The sequence below is a fragment of the Pseudarthrobacter phenanthrenivorans genome (assembly GCF_000813845.1).
Classification (GTDB): domain Bacteria; phylum Actinomycetota; class Actinomycetes; order Actinomycetales; family Micrococcaceae; genus Arthrobacter; species Arthrobacter phenanthrenivorans_B.
The window spans coordinates 19,494-37,283 of sequence record NZ_JWTB01000038.1 but is presented as its reverse complement, the minus strand read 5'-3'; the positions used below and the strand labels follow the sequence as shown (position 1 = coordinate 37,283).

At 67.3% G+C, this 17,790-nt stretch carries 18 protein-coding genes; 2 read left to right on the top strand and 16 right to left on the bottom strand.

Features of this window, described 5'->3' with window-relative positions; translation table 11 throughout:
• Positions 1–9: 9 nt before the first annotated feature.
• The 8 genes from RM50_RS17460 to RM50_RS17430 all read right to left on the bottom strand — a co-directional run bounded on the left by RM50_RS17460 (position 10) and on the right by RM50_RS17430 (position 6,325).
• The gene (locus tag RM50_RS17460; protein ID WP_043455258.1) at positions 10–1,308 is read right to left on the bottom strand and encodes an MFS transporter; all 1,299 of its coding nucleotides are present in this window, start codon (positions 1,306–1,308) and stop codon (positions 10–12) included.
• 58 nt (positions 1,309–1,366) lie between these two features.
• Positions 1,367–2,245, bottom strand: coding sequence for an SseB family protein (locus RM50_RS17455; protein ID WP_043455256.1), 879 nt, complete (start codon positions 2,243–2,245; stop codon positions 1,367–1,369).
• Between the two features lie 20 nt (positions 2,246–2,265).
• Complete coding sequence (priA, locus tag RM50_RS17450) at positions 2,266–3,012, bottom strand: bifunctional 1-(5-phosphoribosyl)-5-((5-phosphoribosylamino)methylideneamino)imidazole-4-carboxamide isomerase/phosphoribosylanthranilate isomerase PriA (RefSeq protein ID WP_043455253.1); 747 nt, start codon at positions 3,010–3,012, stop codon at positions 2,266–2,268.
• A 120-nt stretch (positions 3,013–3,132) separates the two neighbouring features.
• A complete protein-coding gene (locus RM50_RS20900) occupies positions 3,133–3,291 on the bottom strand; it encodes a hypothetical protein (RefSeq protein ID WP_167562184.1) in 159 nt (52 codons plus the stop codon).
• Positions 3,292–4,023, bottom strand: a complete 732-nt coding sequence (hisH, locus tag RM50_RS17445) for an imidazole glycerol phosphate synthase subunit HisH (protein ID WP_043455251.1) — start codon at positions 4,021–4,023, stop codon at positions 3,292–3,294. It abuts the gene before it with no gap.
• Positions 4,020–4,646 (bottom strand): imidazoleglycerol-phosphate dehydratase HisB, encoded by a 627-nt coding sequence (gene hisB / locus RM50_RS17440; protein WP_043455249.1) that lies wholly within the window; start codon positions 4,644–4,646, stop codon positions 4,020–4,022. The genes hisH and hisB overlap by 4 nt, the downstream gene beginning before the upstream one ends.
• Before the next feature lie 61 nt (positions 4,647–4,707).
• The gene (locus RM50_RS17435; RefSeq protein WP_043455246.1) at positions 4,708–5,826 is read right to left on the bottom strand and encodes a histidinol-phosphate transaminase; all 1,119 of its coding nucleotides are present in this window, start codon (positions 5,824–5,826) and stop codon (positions 4,708–4,710) included.
• A 121-nt stretch (positions 5,827–5,947) separates the two neighbouring features.
• The gene (locus RM50_RS17430) at positions 5,948–6,325 is read right to left on the bottom strand and encodes a LysM peptidoglycan-binding domain-containing protein (protein ID WP_043455244.1); all 378 of its coding nucleotides are present in this window, start codon (positions 6,323–6,325) and stop codon (positions 5,948–5,950) included.
• Positions 6,326–6,676: 351 nt separating this feature from the next.
• Here RM50_RS17430 and lexA point away from each other — a divergent pair, with 351 nt between their 5' ends.
• The gene (gene lexA, locus RM50_RS17425) at positions 6,677–7,414 is read left to right on the top strand and encodes a transcriptional repressor LexA (RefSeq protein ID WP_043455242.1); all 738 of its coding nucleotides are present in this window, start codon (positions 6,677–6,679) and stop codon (positions 7,412–7,414) included.
• 73 nt (positions 7,415–7,487) lie between these two features.
• Here lexA and RM50_RS17420 read toward each other — a convergent pair whose 3' ends face one another.
• Complete coding sequence (locus RM50_RS17420) at positions 7,488–9,548, bottom strand: ATP-dependent DNA helicase (protein ID WP_043455241.1); 2,061 nt, start codon at positions 9,546–9,548, stop codon at positions 7,488–7,490.
• Complete coding sequence (gene hflX / locus RM50_RS17415) at positions 9,541–11,118, bottom strand: GTPase HflX (RefSeq protein WP_043455238.1); 1,578 nt, start codon at positions 11,116–11,118, stop codon at positions 9,541–9,543. Before hflX ends, RM50_RS17420 begins: the two co-directional genes overlap by 8 nt.
• Before the next feature lie 437 nt (positions 11,119–11,555).
• On the opposite strand from hflX, the gene RM50_RS17410 reads away from it, so the two are divergent.
• The gene (locus RM50_RS17410) at positions 11,556–12,179 is read left to right on the top strand and encodes a class I SAM-dependent methyltransferase (protein ID WP_043455237.1); all 624 of its coding nucleotides are present in this window, start codon (positions 11,556–11,558) and stop codon (positions 12,177–12,179) included.
• Here RM50_RS17410 and dapF read toward each other — a convergent pair.
• From dapF to RM50_RS17380, 6 genes are all read right to left on the bottom strand, one after another.
• Positions 12,151–13,095: a diaminopimelate epimerase gene (gene dapF / locus RM50_RS17405; protein ID WP_043455236.1), complete on the bottom strand. Its 945-nt coding sequence runs from the start codon at positions 13,093–13,095 to the stop codon at positions 12,151–12,153. The two genes, RM50_RS17410 and dapF, sit on opposite strands and share 29 nt — an antisense overlap.
• A gap of 127 nt (positions 13,096–13,222) precedes the next feature.
• Positions 13,223–14,119 carry a tRNA (adenosine(37)-N6)-dimethylallyltransferase MiaA gene (gene miaA, locus RM50_RS17400; RefSeq protein ID WP_043455233.1) on the bottom strand — a complete coding sequence of 299 codons (897 nt, stop codon included), beginning with the start codon at positions 14,117–14,119 and terminating at the stop codon, positions 13,223–13,225.
• Positions 14,120–14,122: 3 nt separating this feature from the next.
• Positions 14,123–15,682: a tRNA (N6-isopentenyl adenosine(37)-C2)-methylthiotransferase MiaB gene (gene miaB / locus RM50_RS17395; protein ID WP_082007130.1), complete on the bottom strand. Its 1,560-nt coding sequence runs from the start codon at positions 15,680–15,682 to the stop codon at positions 14,123–14,125.
• A complete protein-coding gene (locus RM50_RS17390; RefSeq protein WP_430929419.1) occupies positions 15,679–16,296 on the bottom strand; it encodes a regulatory protein RecX in 618 nt (205 codons plus the stop codon). Before RM50_RS17390 ends, miaB begins: the two co-directional genes overlap by 4 nt.
• Positions 16,297–16,299: 3 nt before the next feature.
• On the bottom strand, positions 16,300–17,355 hold the full coding sequence (gene recA / locus RM50_RS17385) for a recombinase RecA (protein ID WP_043455230.1): 1,056 nt from the start codon (positions 17,353–17,355) through the stop codon (positions 16,300–16,302).
• A gap of 205 nt (positions 17,356–17,560) precedes the next feature.
• Positions 17,561–17,785, bottom strand: coding sequence for a DUF3046 domain-containing protein (locus RM50_RS17380; protein WP_043455229.1), 225 nt, complete (start codon positions 17,783–17,785; stop codon positions 17,561–17,563).
• Between the last annotated feature and the right edge of the window lie 5 nt (positions 17,786–17,790).

The following is a 17,790-nucleotide window of genomic DNA, read 5'->3' as shown; positions in this document are numbered from 1 at the left end:
GTCCTGGCGTCAGACGGCGGCCTTCCGGCGGCGCTGCTGCAGGACGAGCCCCACCAGGCAGAGCACCACCCCGGCGGCGCCCACGGACACAAAGCCGCCGGAAGGTCCCATGACGTCGATGAAGATCCCGGCCAGCGGTGAGCCAAGCGCAACGCCGGCGGTCAGGGCCGATCCGTACCAGCCCATCGCCTCGCCGCGCCGCTCTTCTGACACCAGGTCTGCCACCTTCTCGGAGGCCGCGGACAGGACAGGAGCGCACAGCAGGCCCGGCAGGACCGAGACGAACGCCAGCGTCCACGTGTCATGGGCGAACGCCATGGGCAGGGTCAGGGCAGCCATGCCCAGCAGCAGGATGATGGGCGGAACGGGCCGGTGCATGGCGCCGTAGACCAGGCCGCCCACCACCGACGCGGCGCACCAGAAGACGAAGACGATGCCGATCTCGCTTTGGTGTCCGCCGATCTCCAGCGCGGCGACGATGCCCACGTCGGTACCGCTCAGGACCATGCCGGCTCCGGCAGCCACCGCAAACAGTGCCGCGACCGTGGCCGTGAACCAGGCGAAGCCACCGGCCAGCTTTCCGCGGAGTCCGCGCTGCGCGGCCGTTGCGGCCGCGCCGGCCGGTGCCAGCTCGGCTGCTGCCTCCTGGACGTGGGCGGGCGCAGTGGAGACGACGGCAGCTTCCGCAGCGTGCTGTTCGTCCTCGGCGCATTCCGCTGTCATGCCCTGGCTGCGGGTCGGTGGATTGAACCACATCAGGAACAGGCCGGCGAGGGAGGTTGCCACCCCCACGACGGTCAGCCCGGCGGTGGTGAACCCGCTGGTGGCCACCACGGCTCCCGCGGCGGGGCCGATCATGAACACCATTTCCGTGGTGATGGCGTCGAGGGCGAAGGCCGTCCGCCGCTGGTCGCCGTCGGCAAGGACGCCGAGGGATTGCCGGACCACGCTGAAGATGGGCAGCGTGAGCAGGCCGCCCACGAAGACGAGTGGGAGCAGCCACTTGTAGGACACGTGAGGAACCACGGACCAGATCACCGTTTCCGAGATCACGGACGGAATAAGCGCGGTCCGCAGGCCCACGGTGTCCACCCGCCTGCCCCGCCACGGGGCGCCGAGGGCGATCCCGATGGTCATGACGGCGGCTGCGGCACCGGCGGCCGCGTACCCCTGGCCCAGGGTGAGCACGATGTGCAGGGTCAGCAGCACTCCGGCGGCCGAGTGCGGGATGCGGGCAATCATGCCCACCAACAGCAGCCGGCGGATGGGCCGGATGGCAAGCAACTCCCGGTAGAGAGCGAAATTCACGAAGCGGTCCTTCACGGTATGCCGGAGTGCTGGCGGGGATCGCCCATCCGGCTGCCGGCTAGTCGGGAGCGCGCCTCAGTTTGATTTCAAGGGAGTCGACGCGCTCCCCAAACAATACATTCCGCGACCACTCCCCCTGCAGGCCGGCTATCAGTTCCTGGACACCGCCGGCGTCCAGGCCGTCCTCGAGGTAGAGGACCACCTGCAGTTCCGGGCCGGAGCCCCCGCCGGGAAGCACCGAACCGTCGGCAGCGATGGCAGCTACGCCCCTTCCGGGACGAAGTTCGAGGCTACGGACAGCGGCGAAGCCGGAGGCAGCCCGCGCCATTTCGGCGGCAAGTTCCGGATCGCTGTAGGACGGTGTCCAGCCGTGCTGCTGGGCCAGCGCCCACACGCCGGGCCGGCGGACCACGAAGGTCACATCCGCCCCCGGGTCCAGGACCAGGAGCTCGGCGCCCTCGGCGACGGCCGAGAGCGCCGCGCGCGCCGCATATACGGCCACGGGGCGGGCCTCCGGGTGCCAGGCGGCCAGGGCGGCGGCCGAGGTGAACGCGGGAAGGGCCGTCCTGCCGTCAGCTGCCTTGAGCGTCACGAGGGCCATGTCCGCCTGTTTGTCGGCGTGCAGCCCGTGGTCCGTTTCGGCCTCTTCGGCCAGTTGCGCAACGATCGGGATGAAGACCCGGGCCGTTGCCAGCGCGGAGACGACGCCGGCTTCGTCGCCCGAGCCCGTCCGGAGGGCGTCGAGCGCGGCGAGGTAACCGGCGTCGGCCGTGCCGTCGTCGTCCTCGAAGTTATGGATCTTCGCATCGTCACCGGCGAGGCTGCGGCCGGCCCAGGGCTGGCCCGCGGAATCCGTGGCGCCGCCCGCCCCGGCCAAGGCCGCCGCAATGTGTCCCGGCAGCTGCCGGCCGGCTGGTGGCTCCTCGATGTTTGCCATGTCGTGGGCTTTGGCCTGACTTAGCGGCGGCCGGCGACGTCGAGGGCTTCGGGGAGCGTGAACGCTCCGGCGTACAGCGCCTTGCCCACGATGGCGCCTTCCACGCCCAGCGGAACCAGTGAACGGAGGACCTTCAGGTCGTCCAGGCTGGAGATGCCGCCGGAGGCCACCACCGGTTTGCCGGTCTTTTCGACCATCTGGCGCAGGAGTTCGACGTTCGGACCCTGCAGCGTGCCGTCCTTGGTCACGTCCGTCACCACGTAGCGCGCGCAGCCGGCCTCTTCGAGGCGTCCCAGCACCTCCCAGAGGTCGCCGCCTTCCTTTGTCCAGCCGCGGCCGGCCAGGGTGGTTCCGCGGACGTCGAGGCCGACGGCGATCTTGTCACCGAAGCGGTCGATGGCCCGGGCGGTCCACTCCGGGTTTTCCAGTGCGGCGGTTCCCAGGTTGACGCGGGCCACGCCCAGGTCGAGGGCTGCCTCCAGGCTCTCATCGTCGCGGAGCCCGCCGGACAGCTCCACCTTGATGTCCAGCCGGCCCACCACTTCGCGGAGCAGGTCGGCGTTCGAGCCGCGGCCGAAGGCGGCGTCCAGGTCCACGAGGTGCACCCATTCGGCACCCTGCTGCTGCCAGTTCAGCGCCGCTTCAAGGGGCGTTCCGTAGCTGGTTTCGCTGCCGGCTTCGCCCTGGACCAGCCGGACGGCCTGGCCGTTGACGACGTCGACGGCTGGCAGGAGTTCAAGGACCGGCAGGTCGTGTGCGGTGGTCATACTCATCCTTGGTGTTGGTTCTTCAATGTGCAGGGGGTAGGTGGTGCGGGGCGTGGTCGATGCGGCACGTGGTTGAAGCGGCGTGGAGCCGGCGGGTCACTCCGCGGCGCGTGGACGGGGTCAGCTGGCCGGGAGTGTGAGCAGGTAGGCCGCAAGCAGGGCCATGGCGGCCAGGACGTAGAACGCCACCTGCGTCCAGAGCGGCTTGCGCTGCTGCCGGAAGGAGATGCCGCCGCCAATCAGGATGCCGGCGAGGCCCATCAGCAGGACGGACCACATCTAGGCGTCGCTGCCGGCGGCAGGCTTGCGCAGCCCTTCAACCCAGTTGCGGAGCAGCCTGGCGCCGGCGTCACCCGACTTTTCCGGATGGAACTGCGTAGCGCACAGCGGGCCGTTTTCGACCGCTGCGATAAAGGGGCCGCCGTGCTCGGACCAGGTGACCAGCGGCGGCGCCATCCGTGGCTGGATGACGTCGAAGTTCCATTCCTGGACCCCGTAGGAGTGCACGAAGTAGAACCGCTCGTTCTCGACGCCGGCAAAGAGCTTCGACCCTTCCGGAACCTTGACGGTATTCCAGCCCATGTGCGGGACCACTTCCGCGGGCAGCGCCTCGACTTTGCCGGGCCACTCGCCGATGCCCTGGGCTTCGGTGCCGTGTTCCACGCCGGCCTCGAACAGGACCTGCAGGCCCACGCAGATGCCCAGCACCGGCCGTCCGCCTGCTACGCGCCGGCCGATGAGCCTGATGCCGTCAACGGCCTTGAGTTCACGCATCACGGTTTCGAAGGCGCCCACGCCGGGCACCACGAGGCCGTCGGCGTTCAACACGTCCTCGGGTTTGGCGCTCAGGATAACCTCGGCGCCGGCGCGTTCCAGTGCCCGGACGGCGGACCGGACGTTGCCGGAACCGTAGTCAAGCACCGTGACCGTGGGTTTGCCCTCAGGGGACGGCAGCTTTTGGGAAGCCGTGGGATCGATGATTGCCCCGTCTTTCAGGACCTGGCCGCTCACAGTGCCCCCTTCGTGGACGGGATACCTTCGACCCGCGGGTCGGGTTCCACTGCGGCGCGCAGGGCGCGGGCAAAGGCTTTGAACTGGGCCTCAACGATGTGGTGCGGGTCCCGGCCGGCCAGCACCTTCATGTGCAGGCAGATGCCCGCGTGCAGGGTAATCGCTTCGAACACGTGCCGGGTCAGGGAGCCGGTGAAGTGGCCGCCGATAAGGTGGTACTCCTGGCCCGCGGGTTCGCCGCCGTGCACCAGGTAAGGCCGGCCGGAGACATCGACCACGGCGTGCGCGAGGGCCTCGTCCAGCGGCACCGTGGCCTCGCCGAACCGGCGGATCCCGGCCTTGTTGCCCAAGGCGGTCCGGAGCACTTCACCGAACGTGATGGCGACGTCCTCCACCGTGTGGTGCACGTCGATGTGGGTGTCGCCCGTGGCCTTGACCGTCATGTCGATCAGGGAGTGCTTGCAGAGGGCCGTGAGCATGTGGTCGTAGAACGGCACCGAGGTGTCGATGTCCGAGGTCCCGGTTCCGTCGAGGTTGATCTCCACGAGCACGGAGGACTCGCTGGTGGCTCGCTCCATGCGGGCGGTCCGGGCCGCAGCCGCATTCGATCCGGTTGAACTCATGGTGAAGGATCCTTTGTGGGAGAAGAAGTGGTTCAAGGCGCCCAGCGCCGCAGTATCAAGTCTAGGCGGGAAGGGCGGCGTGGCCCGCAAGGATGCGTTCCAGGGACTCAAGGAAGGCTGTGGTTTCCGCCTCAGTTCCCGCAGTCACCCGCAGGTGGCCCGGGATGCCGACGTCGCGGATCAGCACACCGGCCTCCAGCAGTTCCTGCCACACCTGGTGGGGGTTTTCCAGCCCTCCGAAGAACACGTAGTTTGAGTCGGACGCGGCGGGCTTGAGACCCATCCTTGCCAGTTCCGACACGATGCGGTCCCGTTGCTTCTTGATGTCCTCGACGTCGGCCATCAGGGCCTCCCTGTGCTCCAGGGCCGCAAGCGCGGTCGCCTGGGTGATGGCGGAGAGGTGGTAGGGCAGGCGCACCAGGCGCAGGGCATCGGTGACCTCGGGAGCTGCTGCCATGTAGCCAAGGCGGGCGCCAGCCAGGGCGAAGGCCTTGCTCATGGTGCGGGAGACGATCAGCCGTTCCCTGCCGGGCAGCAGGGTCAGGGCGCTGGGCGTGCCGTCATGTGCGAACTCGTGGTAGGCCTCGTCAACGATGACGATGGCCTGGCTGTCTTCGCCTGCCTCGTAGACCGCCTCCACCACGTCCAGGCCGAGGCCCGTGCCCGTGGGGTTGTTGGGCGAGCAGAGGAACACGATGTTCGGCTGCAGTTCCTTGACCTGACGGGCCGCGGACTCTGCGCTCAGGCCGTACCCTTCGGCGCGCTCACCGGTGATGTACTGGGTGTCCGTTCCGCTGGCCAGGAGCGGGTACATGGAGTACGTGGGCGGGAAACCCAGGGCAGTCCTGCCGGGGCCGCCGAAGGCCTGGAGGATCTGCTGCAGAACTTCATTGGAGCCGTTGGCTGCCCATAGATTGGTTTCGTCCAGGCCATGGCCAAGGTACTCAGCCAGGGCCTTGCGGAGCTCCGTGAACTCCCGGTCCGGATAACGGTTGAGTCCGGCAGCTGCTTCCGTGACAGCCGCTGCGATGGCGGCACGCACATCAGCGGGTACACCATGGGTGTTTTCATTGACGTTCAGCAGGATGGGGACGTCCAGTTGGGGCGCCCCGTAAGGAGTCAGCCCGCGGAGATTGCTGCGGAGGGGAAGCCGGTTCAGACGTTCTAGCTGGTCGTTCACCTGAACAGTTTAGTTGCCGCGGCAACGGCCGGAAAATGTGACGGGTGCTGTTCGCCGTCGGCAGGCGTTCCCAGGACAACTGGGTGGTCTGATTCGGCCGGATCGTCCCGCATGCAGTTGGTCAGCGTGTGGGTACGAAGAGTTGCTGGCCCGGAATGACGCTGCCGGCTCCAAGGTTGTTGAGCTGGACGATATCCGCCACCACGTCCCGGGCGTCACGGTCCGGGGCGACAGTTCCCGCGATGGCCCACAGGGACTGGCCCGGCTGCACGGTCACGGTGACTGTTGGCGTCACCGCCAGGCCGGCGGCGGAATCCGAGGCCTTGGCGGGCGAATTGAAGAACCCGCTCAGCGACAGCAGGACCACGGCGAGGAGTACGAGCGGGGCTCCGATCAGCACAATGCGCCCGCGGCGGGTAAGCCGCAGAGGCCTCGGCGCGGATGGTGCCTTGCGGGCGAAACTGCTGTGGGAAACCTGGTGAAGAGATAATGCTGACATGAACTGAGCCCTCCTGGACCTGCCGTGCTGCCCGGTGTCCGCCCGCCGCTGCCCCCGCCACTCGCATCCGGGACCGAAACTTCGTTCGGCCGTCTTCGAGGGAGGCATTCGCTGGTTAGAACACATGTTCGAACTTTGCTTGTTTAGTTTTAGCACTTATCAACGAACAATGTCGAGACTCGCTAGAACAAATGTTTGAAAAAGCACTGTGGCTGGCCTAGTTTTGAACCACAGAACAACCACTCCCGTAGTTGATCAGCAGGGTCTGACAATGACAGATGGGGTCCTTCCGGCGGCGGTGTGGAAACAGCGCCCGGTGGATAAGGCGGCAAGCGAAAGGCATTGGCGAATATGGCAGCAGCAGCCGCCGCGGGCAGGACCGCCCCGCAACCCAGGAGGAGCGCCAAGGGCCTGACCCCGCGGCAGAAGAAGATCCTGGAAACGATCCAGCGCTCGGTCAATGAGAACGGCTATCCGCCCTCGATGCGCGAGATCGGCGACACCGTGGGGCTTGCCAGCCTTTCGAGCGTCACCCACCAGCTATCCCAGTTGGAAAAGCTGGGCTACCTGCGCCGCGACCCCAAGCGGCCCCGGGCCATGGAAGTGCTGATGCCCCTCACCCTGGACGGCGGCGCTGGAATAACTGCCGGTCCGGCCCCCGCCCCGACGGCGGCCGGCGCGGGTGCCGTCATAGCTGAACTGCCCAGCGCCCTGGATACCGCGATGGTGCCGCTGGTGGGACGGATCGCGGCCGGCGGCCCAATCCTTGCCGAGCAACTTGTCGAGGATGTCATGCCGCTCCCCCGCCAACTCGTGGGACAGGGCGAACTCTTCATGCTGAGGGTCGCCGGGGACTCCATGGTGGACGCTGCCATCTGCGATGGAGACTGGGTGGTGGTGCGGCGCCAGGCGGACGCCGCCAACGGCGATATTGTCGCTGCCCTGCTCGACGACGAGGCAACCGTCAAGACGTTCCGCCAACGGGACGGACACACGTGGCTGCTCCCGCAGAACACGCAGTACGAACCGATCCTGGGCGACCACGCCACGATCATGGGCAAGGTTGTTTCGGTCCTGCGCTCCCTCTGACCGCGTTCCTTCCCGTCGGGCATCCGAGGAGGCGGGCATCCGAAGCCGCGGCCCTTCGGCTTGGGGGCGGCGCCTATTTCGTGGCGTCCGCCCCCAGCCTGGACAGCGCGGCCAGTGCCTTGCTGCGGTCGGTGGTGGCCCAGAACGGCGGCAGCGCACCCCGCAGGAATCCGGCGTACCGCTCGGTTGCCAGCCGTGAATCAAGCACGGCCACCACTCCCCTGTCCCCGGTGGATCGGATCAGCCGCCCGGCGCCCTGGGCGAGCCGGATGGCGGCATGCGTGGCCGATACCGACATGAAGCCGTTGCCCCCGGCTTGTGCCACAGCGCGGGAACGCGCCGTCATCAGCGGATCATCCGGCCGCGGGAACGGGATGCGGTCGATCACCACCAGCCGGCAGGAACCTCCCGGGACGTCAACGCCCTGCCACAGCGACATGGTTCCGAACAGGCAGGTGTCGGGTTCGTCCGCGAACTGCTTGACGAGGGCTGTCATGGTCGATTCGCCTTGGCAGAGGACCGTCACATCGAGCTTGGGCCGCAGGGCGTCGGCGGCTTCCTCCGCCGCACGGCGGGACGAAAAGAGGCACAGCGCTCCCCCGCCGGATGCCTTGATGAGTGCTTCCAGTTCCTCGAGCGCCTCCGCCGAGACCCCGCGGCCGGGCTTCGGCAGGTGCCCGGCCACGTAAAGGATTCCTTGCCGTGGATAGTCGAAGGGCGAGCCAACATCCACGCCCGTCCAGCTCGGCGCGCCGTCGCCGATCAGGCCGAGTCCCCCTGCCGCGGGTTCAAATGCCGAACCAATGGCCAACGTGGCGGAGGTCAGGACCACGGTGTGCCCGTTGAAAAGCCCTTCCCGCAATTTTCCTGCCACTGACAGCGGGGCAATGTTGACCAGTACCGGTGCCGATTCATCAGGCTGGGAATATCCCTGGCCGGGGTCGAACGTGCTGGCGCGCGAGAACCACACCACCTCCCGGTTTTCCCGGGCATTGATCAACCGCTCGCACAGTTCCAGGATGAGCATGAGCCGGGACCGGGCAAGCTGCCGCCCGCCGTCGGCCGTGGTGTTGCTGTCGCCCTTGGAGTCGGACAGCGCGGCACGGCAGGCCTCGCGGAGCTGGTCGACGCAGTCGAGCTGCTCATCGTTCAGGCCGTTGGGCAGCAGGCCGTTGGGTACGCCGGCCAGCGCCAGCTCGAGGTTGGCGGCTGCGGCGTTCAGGGCATCGACGGTGATGGCGGTGTGTTTCCGGGCGCCCGAGGCGGCAGCATGCACCATGGCGACAGACAGTTGCCCCGACACGGCCCCGGTGACGCGGTCCTGCAGTTCATGTGCCTCATCCACCACGACGACGTCGTATTCGGGCAGGACGGCGAGTCCTTCGAACGCACTGACGGCCAGCATGGCGTGGTTGGTGACCACGACGTCAGCCTCGGCCGCGTCCTGGCGCGCCAGCTCGCTGAAACATTCGGCGGCCATGGGGCACTTCTGGGCACCCAGGCACTCCATGGCGGTCACCGAGACCTGCCGCCAGGCACGGTCCGTCACGCCGGGGAGGAGCTCGTCCCGGTCGCCGGTGGCCGTCTTTTCCGCCCACTCGCGCAGGCGCACCACTTCCTTGCCCAGCTGGGAGGAAGGGCCGCCGACGGAAGCGGCGAAATGCGGCACGCTGGTGTCCTCGCCGAGGGAGAAGAGCTGGCCCTCCGACGGCTCCTCGGAGGGGAACCCGCCGTCGAGCTTGTGCCGGCAGACGTAATTGGACCTTCCCTTGACCAGCGCCACCTTGACCGGCCGTTCCAGGGCAGGGGTGATGTTCTTCAGGAGCCGGGGCAGGTCCCTGCCGACGATCTGGGTCTGCAGTGCCAGCGTGGCCGTGGACACCAGCGCAGGCTTGTTGCTTTCCAGGGCATGGGCAATGAGCGGCACCAGGTAGGCCAGCGATTTGCCGGTGCCGGTGCCGGCCTGGACCAGCAGGTGGTTGCCTGATTCGATGGCGCGGGCCACCTGCCGGGCCATTTCGTGCTGTCCGGTCCGGCTTTGTCCGCCCATGCCGGCGACGGCGCGGTCGAGCAGTTCAAGGACGAACTCCTCGCCGGCCGTCGCGGCTGCTTCGCCGTCGGCGGAGTCAGTCATTGCTGGCGAATGGTTCCAGTTCGGACGCGAGACCTTCGCGGACCTTCACCACGGCCTTCGTCCCCGCCTCAACGTGGTCCACGCTGAGGATTTCGGCATCGGACTCATGGAGCTTGCTGACCAGGTCTCCCCGGTCGTACGGAATGAGCAGGTCCATCCGGACGGAGGGCCGGGGAATGGAGTCACTGATGGCCTTCAGGAGTTCCGGGATGCCTTCGCCGGTGCGGGCGGAGACCACCACGTGCCGTGGTTCTCGCTGCTTCAGCCGCTCCACCACGAAGGGGTCGGCGGCGTCGGCCTTGTTCAGCACGATGATTTCGGGCACCTTCCGGGCGTCCACTTCGCTGAAGACCTTCCGGACGGCAGCGATCTGCCCTTCGGGGTCAGGGTGCGAAACATCCACCACGTGCAGGATCAGGTCCGAATCCGCCACTTCCTCGAGGGTGGACCGGAAGGCTTCCACCAGCTGGGTGGGCAGCGACCGGACAAACCCTACGGTGTCGGCCAGCGTGTAGCCCAGGCCGTCCGCGGTTTCGGCCTTCCGGACGGTGGGATCCAGGGTGGCGAACAGTGCGTTCTCCACGAGGACCCCGGCATCCGTGAGCCGGTTGAGCAGCGAGGACTTTCCAGCGTTGGTGTACCCGGCAATGGCTACCGAGGGCACTTCATTACGACGGCGGTTGGCCCGCTTGGTCTCCCGCGCCGGCTTCATGGCGGCGATTTCCCGCCGCAATTTGGCCATGCGGGTACGGATGCGGCGCCGGTCCAGCTCGATCTTGGTTTCACCGGGTCCGCGGGAGCCCATGCCGGCGGCAGCGCCGCCGACCTGGCCACCGGCCTGGCGGGACATGGACTCGCCCCAGCCGCGCAGGCGGGGAAGCAGGTATTCCAGCTGCGCCAGCTCCACCTGCGCCTTGCCTTCGCGGCTCTTCGCATGCTGGGCGAAGATGTCGAGGATCAGGGCGGTCCTGTCGATGACCTTGACCTTGACGATGTCTTCCAGGCCGCGGCGCTGGGACGGTGCCAGTTCGGCGTCGACCACCACGGTGTCCGCGCCCGTAGACATGACGATGTCCTTGAGCTCCAGGGCCTTGCCGGAACCGAGGAATGTTCCGGGGTCAGGCTTGTCACGGCGCTGCACCAGCCCATCGAGAACCTCTGACCCTGCGGTTTCGGCGAGGGCCGCCAGCTCCCGCAGCGAGTTTTCCGCGTCCGCGAGAGTCCCCTCGGACCAGAGTCCGGCGAGGACGACGCGCTCGAGCCGCAGCTGCCGGTATTCGACTTCGGTGACGTCTTCGAGTTCGGTGGACAGGCCTGCACGCCGGCGCAGGGCGCGGCGCTCCTCGAGGTCCTGCTGGTCCCCGTCGTAGGTGCTGTGTTCCTCGTCAAGGCGGGAAATCGCCTGCGCCTTGCCGAGCACTGCTTTTCCATCGCCGCCTTCACCGCCGGGCGTGCTGACATTCTTGGCCGGGACGTCCTTGGCGAGGATTCGGTCGATAACAGCCTGGATTTCCTGCGGACTCATGTCCTGGGCGGCTGGATCGGAACCGGTGTTGGGCTGGCTGGTCATGGTCTCCTTTGAAGATTCGGCAATTCCAGAATAGTGCTGATTGGCGGGAAGTTGGAACGTATTCGCGCTGGGCTGACGGCCTGCGGCCATGCATGTTCTCCTGTGGTGTCGCCGCCGGCTGCAGTGCCGGGGCCGGGGATGCCGCATCAGGGAGGCGGCAGGGCAAAAGGGGGCCGGAAAATGGCAGGAATTACAGCTCGGAGGCTGACGTTCGAGTTTTGTCCGGCGGCCGGCGGGACGGAGTGGTCTGCGCCGGTGTGCAGCGGAAGGCAGGGGAGCCTGCGTCGCTGCGGGACGGGCTGTCGCTGGAGGACAGTGCGGGACGGGCAGTAGGCCCGTGCCGGCTACTCGAAGATCAGGAACATGCCCTCCAGAGTAGCAGAGCGGCTTCCGCGCGGTTTCCCTTTACGCTGCAAGGGGAACTACTCTGGCCAGTTATGGAGTCCGCACACTATTTCAGCACGTCCCCAGCCGGCCCCTTCACCCGTAAGCCGCTTACCGTGGAGTTGGCCGGTGAGACGCGCAGGCTCCATACCTCCACCGGCATCTTCAGCCCGGACGGGATCGATAAGGGCACTGCAGTGCTCCTGGCGGAGGTCCCGGCCCCGAATCCGCAGGGCAACCTGCTGGACATCGGGTGCGGCTGGGGCCCGATCGCACTCAACATGGCGCTGCTCGCTCCGCAGTCCAAGGTCTATGCCGTGGACGTGAACGAACGGTGCATCGCCCTGACCAACGAAAACGCCGCCACGCTGGGACTGTCCAACGTCGTGGCCGGCACCCCGGACGCCGTCGACCCGGAGATCCGCTTTGACACCATCTGGTCCAACCCGCCGATCCGCATCGGCAAGGACGAGCTGCATGCGCTGCTGAAGCTGTGGCTTCCGCGCCTGGCCGACGGCGGCACGGCGTGGCTGGTGGTGCAGAAGAACCTTGGCTCGGACTCGCTTCAGCGCTGGCTGGCAGCCGAACTGGACAGTTCCTTCACCGTGACCCGTGCGTCAACGGCAAAGTCCTTCCGGATCCTGAAGGTTACGAAAGCGTCCCGCTCGCCACAATAACGGCGGGGCCGCTGAGCTCCACGTGTTCATGGCCGCCGGGTCCAGCGAAGAACTTCACGCCCACGACGCCTCCGGGAACATGGACGCGCCATGCGTCCGGCGCTTCGGCGCCGGCCCAGTGGCGGATGGCGACGGCGGCCGCACAGGCTCCCGTCCCGCAGGACTGGGTCTCCCCCACGCCGCGCTCGTGCACCCGCATGGTGACGGTTCCTACGCCGTCGTTGACCAGGGGGTCGGACGGCACCACGAACTCCACGTTGGTGCCGTTGGCGGGGACGGGGTCGACCTTGGGCGCTGTGAAAAGCCGGGTGCCCGCCAGCTCCGACAGTTCAGCGAGGGCCACTACCGTGTGCGGATTGCCCATGCTGACGGACAGCGCCGGCCGGGGAACTTCCAGGCCGTCGGCGGTGACCAGGGAGTCCATGGCCTTGGCGCTAGCCTCCCCGGGAAAGATGAATTCCCAGGGCCCCATGTCCACCGCGTAGCCGTCCCCGGTCCGGACCACGGTCTTGACGCCGCCACGGGTGCCGATGGTGAGAGCCCCGCCGTCGGGAAGGTCGATGAGCCCCTCGGTGCGCAGGAAGTGGACAAAGACCCGGACCCCGTTGCCGCACATTTCGGACAGGGAGCCGTCTGCATTGCGGTAGTCCATGAACCATTCCGCGTCCGGGGCGGCGGCGAGCAGCTCCCGGCCCTCGGGCAGGAAGCGGGAGGGGACCGCCCTGATCAGGCCGTCGGCTCCGATGCCGCGGTGCCGGTCGCAGAGGGCGGCGGCCTGGTCGGCGCCCAGGATTCGGGTCCCCTCCGGGTCGGCGACCAGGACGAAGTCGTTGCCGGTGCCGTGCCCCTTCGAAAAGCGGAGCCCGCTCAGTGTGCGCATGGCGGACCCGGGAGTTTCTGCGGGGGTAGCATTCATGTTCCCAAGCGTAACGGCGGATGCGGCCGCTGCCGAAACCGCAGCGGACGGGGCACAGTTCCGGCTCCTGGCTGCGCAGTTCTTAACTGCGTAGCCACAACCGCCACTGGTCCTCCCTGCACGGCTCCTACCGGCACAGCTCCGCGGCTTTGCCCACAAGGTGGGGATCCTGCCAGTCGAGCCAGGTGATGCGCGGATCGGCCCGGAACCAGGTCAGCTGCCGGCGGGCGAACTGGCGGGTGGCCACGATCGTCTCTTCGGCGGCCTGCTCAACGGTTGAGCCGCCGTCGATGACGCGCAGGAACTGGGCATAGCCGAGGGCGCGGGACGCGGTTTTGCCCCGGCGAAGACCGCGGGCGTCCAGTTCCCTGACCTCGTCCAGCAGGCCTGCCTCCACCATCCGGTACACCCGGGCCGCCAGTCGCTCCCGCAGCACGTCCCGGTCCACACCAAGGCCTACCTGGACGGCAGGCCGGTGATACTCGCGCCGGGGCATGTAGGAGCTGAACGGCCGGCCGGTGAGTTCGTGGACTTCCAGGGCACGGATGATGCGCCGGGCGTCCGAGACCCGGTCCGCTGATACCGGATCAACGGCCTTAAGCCGTGCCAGGAGCGCCTGGGTGCCGTGTTCGGTGTGCTCGGCCTCCAGCCGTGCCCTCAGTGCCGGGTCCGTGCCCGGAAACTCCAGGACGTCCAGGGCCGCGCGGACGTAGAGCCCGGAGCCGCCGGCCAGGATGGCGCGCCTGCCCCGGGCATGGATCGCGTCAATGGTCTCCCGGGCCCGCTGCTGGAAGTCGGAAACGCTGGCTTCCTGGGTTACGTCCAGGATGTCCAGGAGGTGGTGCGGCACCCCGCGGCGCTCGTCCATAGTGATTTTGGCGGTGCCGATGTCCATGCCCCGGTAGAACTGCATGGCGTCGGCGTTGATGACTTCACCGCCGAGCTCGAGGGCGAGGTTGACGGCGAGGTCTGACTTGCCGGAGCCGGTGGGACCGACGACGGCGATCACGGGTGGGGCGGCCACCTGTCAGCGGGTGCGCAGGGGCAGGGTGGGCATGCCGAGGGAAACACCCTTCGCTCCCGCCCCGGTGCCGGGCGCCGGTGCGCCGCAGGAATCAGCCTGGGACCTGTCCCAGGCGTCCCCTGCCCGGGAGCGGCGCAGGCTGTAATCCTCCAGGGTGGGATCAGCTACGAGGTGGAATGCCGCGGCCTCAGTAATGGTGACAGTGACGAGGTCCCCGGGCCGGGGCGAGGGAGCGCCGTCGGGAACGGAGAAGTGGACGAGCCGCTGGTCCTGTGACCGCCCGGACAACCGTTGGGTCTCCCCGGACTTCCGCCCGGACTGGGCGGTGACCATGACCTCAAGCCGGCGGCCGAGCTGCTTGCGGTTCTCCTCGGCGGCGATCCTGTCCTGCAGGGCGGTGAGCCGCTCGAACCGTTCCTGGACCACAGCCTTGGGCAGCTGGCCGGGCAAGTCGGCGGCGGGCGTGCCCGGCCGCTTCGAGTACTGGAACGTGAAGGCGGTGGCGAAGCGGGACTTTTCCACCACGTCCAGTGTTGCCTGGAAGTCTTCCTCGGTCTCCCCCGGGAAGCCGACGATGATGTCCGTGGAGATCGCGGCGTGGGGAATCTTCCCGCGTACCTTGTCCAGGATGCCCAGGAACTTGGTGGAGCGGTAGGACCGCTTCATTTCCCGCAGGATGCGGTCCGACCCCGACTGCAGCGGCATGTGGAGCTGGGGCATCACATTCGGGGTCTCTGCCATGGCGTCGATGACGTCGTCGGTGAAAGCGGCGGGGTGGGGGCTGGTGAAGCGCACCCGTTCGAGGCCCTCAATGTCGCCGCAGGCGCGCAGCAGCTTGGAGAAGGCCTGCCGGTCACCGAACTCGACGCCGTAGGAGTTGACGTTCTGCCCCAGGAGGGTCACTTCGATGGCGCCGTCATCCACCAGCGCCTGGATTTCGGCGAGGATGTCGCCGGGCCGCCGGTCCTTTTCCTTGCCCCGCAGTGCCGGCACGATGCAGAAGGTGCAGGTGTTGTTGCAGCCGACGGAGATGGACACCCAGCCGGAGTAGACGGAGTCGCGTTTCGTGGGAAGCGTGGAAGGGAACACGTCCAGGGATTCCAGGATTTCAAGCTGCGCTTCGTTGTTGTGGCGGGCCCGGTCCAGGAGGGCCGGGAGGGCACCGACGTTGTGGGTCCCGAAGACGGCGTCAACCCAGGGTGCCTTCTTGAGGATCGTCTCGCGGTCCTTCTGGGCCAGGCAGCCGCCTACGGCAATCTGCATGCCGGGGTTGGCGGCTTTGACGGGGGCCAGGATGCCCAGGTTGCCGTAGAGCTTGTTGTCGGCGTTTTCCCTGACAGCGCAGGTGTTGAACACCACGACGTCGGCGTGGTCGCCTTCCGCCGGGACGTATCCGGCGTCCTCGAGCATGCCGGCCATCCGCTCCGAGTCATGCACGTTCATCTGGCAGCCAAAGGTGCGCACCTGGTAGGTGCGGGGCTGGGCGGCTTCCGCTTGCGGCACGGCCGCCGGATCAACGGAAGCGGTGGCGCCGGATTGGGGGGAAGGAATGGTCAAACTCACCAGTTAAGGGTACCGGCTTCCCCGCTGTCGTGATCCCGGCGGGATTCCAGTACCTCGTTGACGATCCGGAACGCCTGGGAGGGCTGATAGCCCTTGCGTGCCAGCATGGACGCCAGCCGCCTCACGGCTTTGTCCCGCTCGGCCTGGTCGGACAGGTCCGTGCCGGGCCGCAGCTTCCGCTCCACCAGGGTCCTGGCGGCGGCCTCCTCATCGGCGTCGGAAAGCTGCTCGAGGGCGGACGCAGCTGTCTGCTGGTCGATGCCCTTGTCCGCCAGTTCGCGGCGGAGGGCGCCTTTTGCCAGCTTGCGGGATTGTGAACGGCTCCTGACCCACATGTCCGCGAACTCGGCGTCGTCGATCAGGCGGACTTCCTGGAACTTGTCCAGGACAGCTTCGGCAACATGCTCCGGGATGTTTCGTTCGGCCAGCTTACGGGCCAGCTGCAGCCGGCTCTTGGGTGATGCCGTCAGCTGGCGGTAGACGATGGTCTGGGCAACGCTGAACGGATCCGGTTCGGCGTCTGCCGACTGCGGATCGTCCGGTAGGGCGCCGGAGTCCGACAGCCCTCCGGAGGGGCTGTCGGACCGGCTGCGGCGTGTACGCGATCCAGCCAAGGGCTAGAACCCGTCGACGGCTTTCAGCTTGGGAGCATCCTTGGATTCATCCTCGGCAGGCTTGACCCCTACGCCGAGCTTCTCCTTGATGAGGCGCTCCAGCTCGGCGGCGAGCTCCGGGTTGTCGCGCAGGAACCGGCGCGAGTTCTCCATGCCCTGTCCCAGCTGGTCGCCGTCATAAGTGAACCAGGAGCCGGACTTCTTGATGATGCCGTGCTCCACGCCCATGTCGATGATGCCGCCTTCGCGGGAGATTCCCTGGCCGTAGATGATGTCGAACTCGGCGACCTTGAAGGGCGGAGCCATCTTGTTCTTGACGATCTTGGCCTTGGTCCGGTTGCCGACGGAATCGGCACCTTCCTTGAGGGTCTGGATCCGCCGGACGTCGATGCGAACCGACGCGTAGAACTTCAGGGCCTTACCACCGGTGGTGGTTTCGGGAGAGCCGAAGAAGACACCGATCTTTTCACGCAGCTGGTTGATGAAGATGGCGGTGGTCTTGGTCTGGCTCAGGCGGCCGGTGATCTTACGCAGGGCCTGGCTCATGAGCCGGGCCTGGAGGCCAACGTGGCTGTCACCCATGTCGCCTTCGATTTCAGCGCGCGGCACCAGGGCGGCCACGGAGTCAATGACGATGACGTCCAGCGAACCGGAGCCCACCAGCATGTCCATGATCTCCAGTGCCTGTTCTCCGGTGTCCGGCTGGGACACGAGGAGGGCGTCGGTGTCCACGCCCAGCTTGGCGGCGTAGTCGGGGTCCAGGGCGTGTTCTGCGTCGATGAAGGCTGCGATGCCGCCGGCGCGCTGGGCGTTTGCCACGGCGTGCAGGGCAACGGTGGTCTTACCCGAAGATTCCGGACCGTAGATTTCAATAACACGGCCGCGCGGGAGGCCGCCAATACCGAGGGCCACGTCCAGGGCGATGGATCCCGTGGGGATGGTTTCGATCGGGGCACGGACTTCGTCGCCCAGGCGCATGACCGAGCCCTTGCCGAACTGCTTGTCAATCTGGGCCAGCGCTGCTTCCAGCGCTTTTGCACGATCCGGGGCTGCCGCCATGGTTGACACCTCTAATGCTTTCTCGATGGTGGCCTACGCGGCCGTTTTATTGGTCATCTCTGACGCTAAGGGGACCCACTGACATTCCGGCGGGAGGACGACGGTTATGTGGATAAACCCGATGGAAAAAGCATAGCTGTATCCGAACAGGTATTCGAAGAGTCGGGGTCCTGCGGCGTGTCAGTGTGGACGGTGCGGGGTGCTGCTAGTCGCGGCGGGGAGCGATATCGCGGCCAAGCCGCCGCTCGGCCGGCACGTCCTGGACGTCGCAGACGGCCAGCCAGACCTTGCGCGGTTCCACGCCTGCTGCAACGGCCTGGTCTGCGGTCCGGCCGCCCACCCCGGCGAGGACGAGGGTGCTGCTCAGGACACGGGAATAGCCCGCGCCGAACTCGTCATCCATCAGACGCCAGTACTCGCTGATTCGCATCGGTA

Bases quoted from the DNA above. Each gene is read 5' to 3' on its own strand.
- RM50_RS17455 (WP_043455256.1), bottom strand. From the start codon at position 2,245: ATGGCAAACATCGAGGAGCCACCAGCCGGCCGGCAGCTGCCGGGACAC.
- priA (WP_043455253.1), bottom strand. From the start codon at position 3,012: ATGACCACCGCACACGACCTGCCGGTCCTTGAACTCCTGCCAGCCGTC.
- RM50_RS20900 (WP_167562184.1), bottom strand. From the start codon at position 3,291: ATGTGGTCCGTCCTGCTGATGGGCCTCGCCGGCATCCTGATTGGCGGC.
- hisB (WP_043455249.1), bottom strand. From the start codon at position 4,646: ATGAGTTCAACCGGATCGAATGCGGCTGCGGCCCGGACCGCCCGCATG.
- RM50_RS17430 (WP_043455244.1), bottom strand. From the start codon at position 6,325: ATGTCAGCATTATCTCTTCACCAGGTTTCCCACAGCAGTTTCGCCCGC.
- lexA (WP_043455242.1), top strand. From the start codon at position 6,677: ATGGCAGCAGCAGCCGCCGCGGGCAGGACCGCCCCGCAACCCAGGAGG.
- RM50_RS17420 (WP_043455241.1), bottom strand. From the start codon at position 9,548: ATGACTGACTCCGCCGACGGCGAAGCAGCCGCGACGGCCGGCGAGGAG.
- hflX (WP_043455238.1), bottom strand. From the start codon at position 11,118: ATGACCAGCCAGCCCAACACCGGTTCCGATCCAGCCGCCCAGGACATG.
- RM50_RS17410 (WP_043455237.1), top strand. From the start codon at position 11,556: ATGGAGTCCGCACACTATTTCAGCACGTCCCCAGCCGGCCCCTTCACC.
- dapF (WP_043455236.1), bottom strand. From the start codon at position 13,095: ATGAATGCTACCCCCGCAGAAACTCCCGGGTCCGCCATGCGCACACTG.
- recA (WP_043455230.1), bottom strand. From the start codon at position 17,355: ATGGCGGCAGCCCCGGATCGTGCAAAAGCGCTGGAAGCAGCGCTGGCC.
- RM50_RS17380 (WP_043455229.1), bottom strand. From the start codon at position 17,785: ATGCGAATCAGCGAGTACTGGCGTCTGATGGATGACGAGTTCGGCGCG.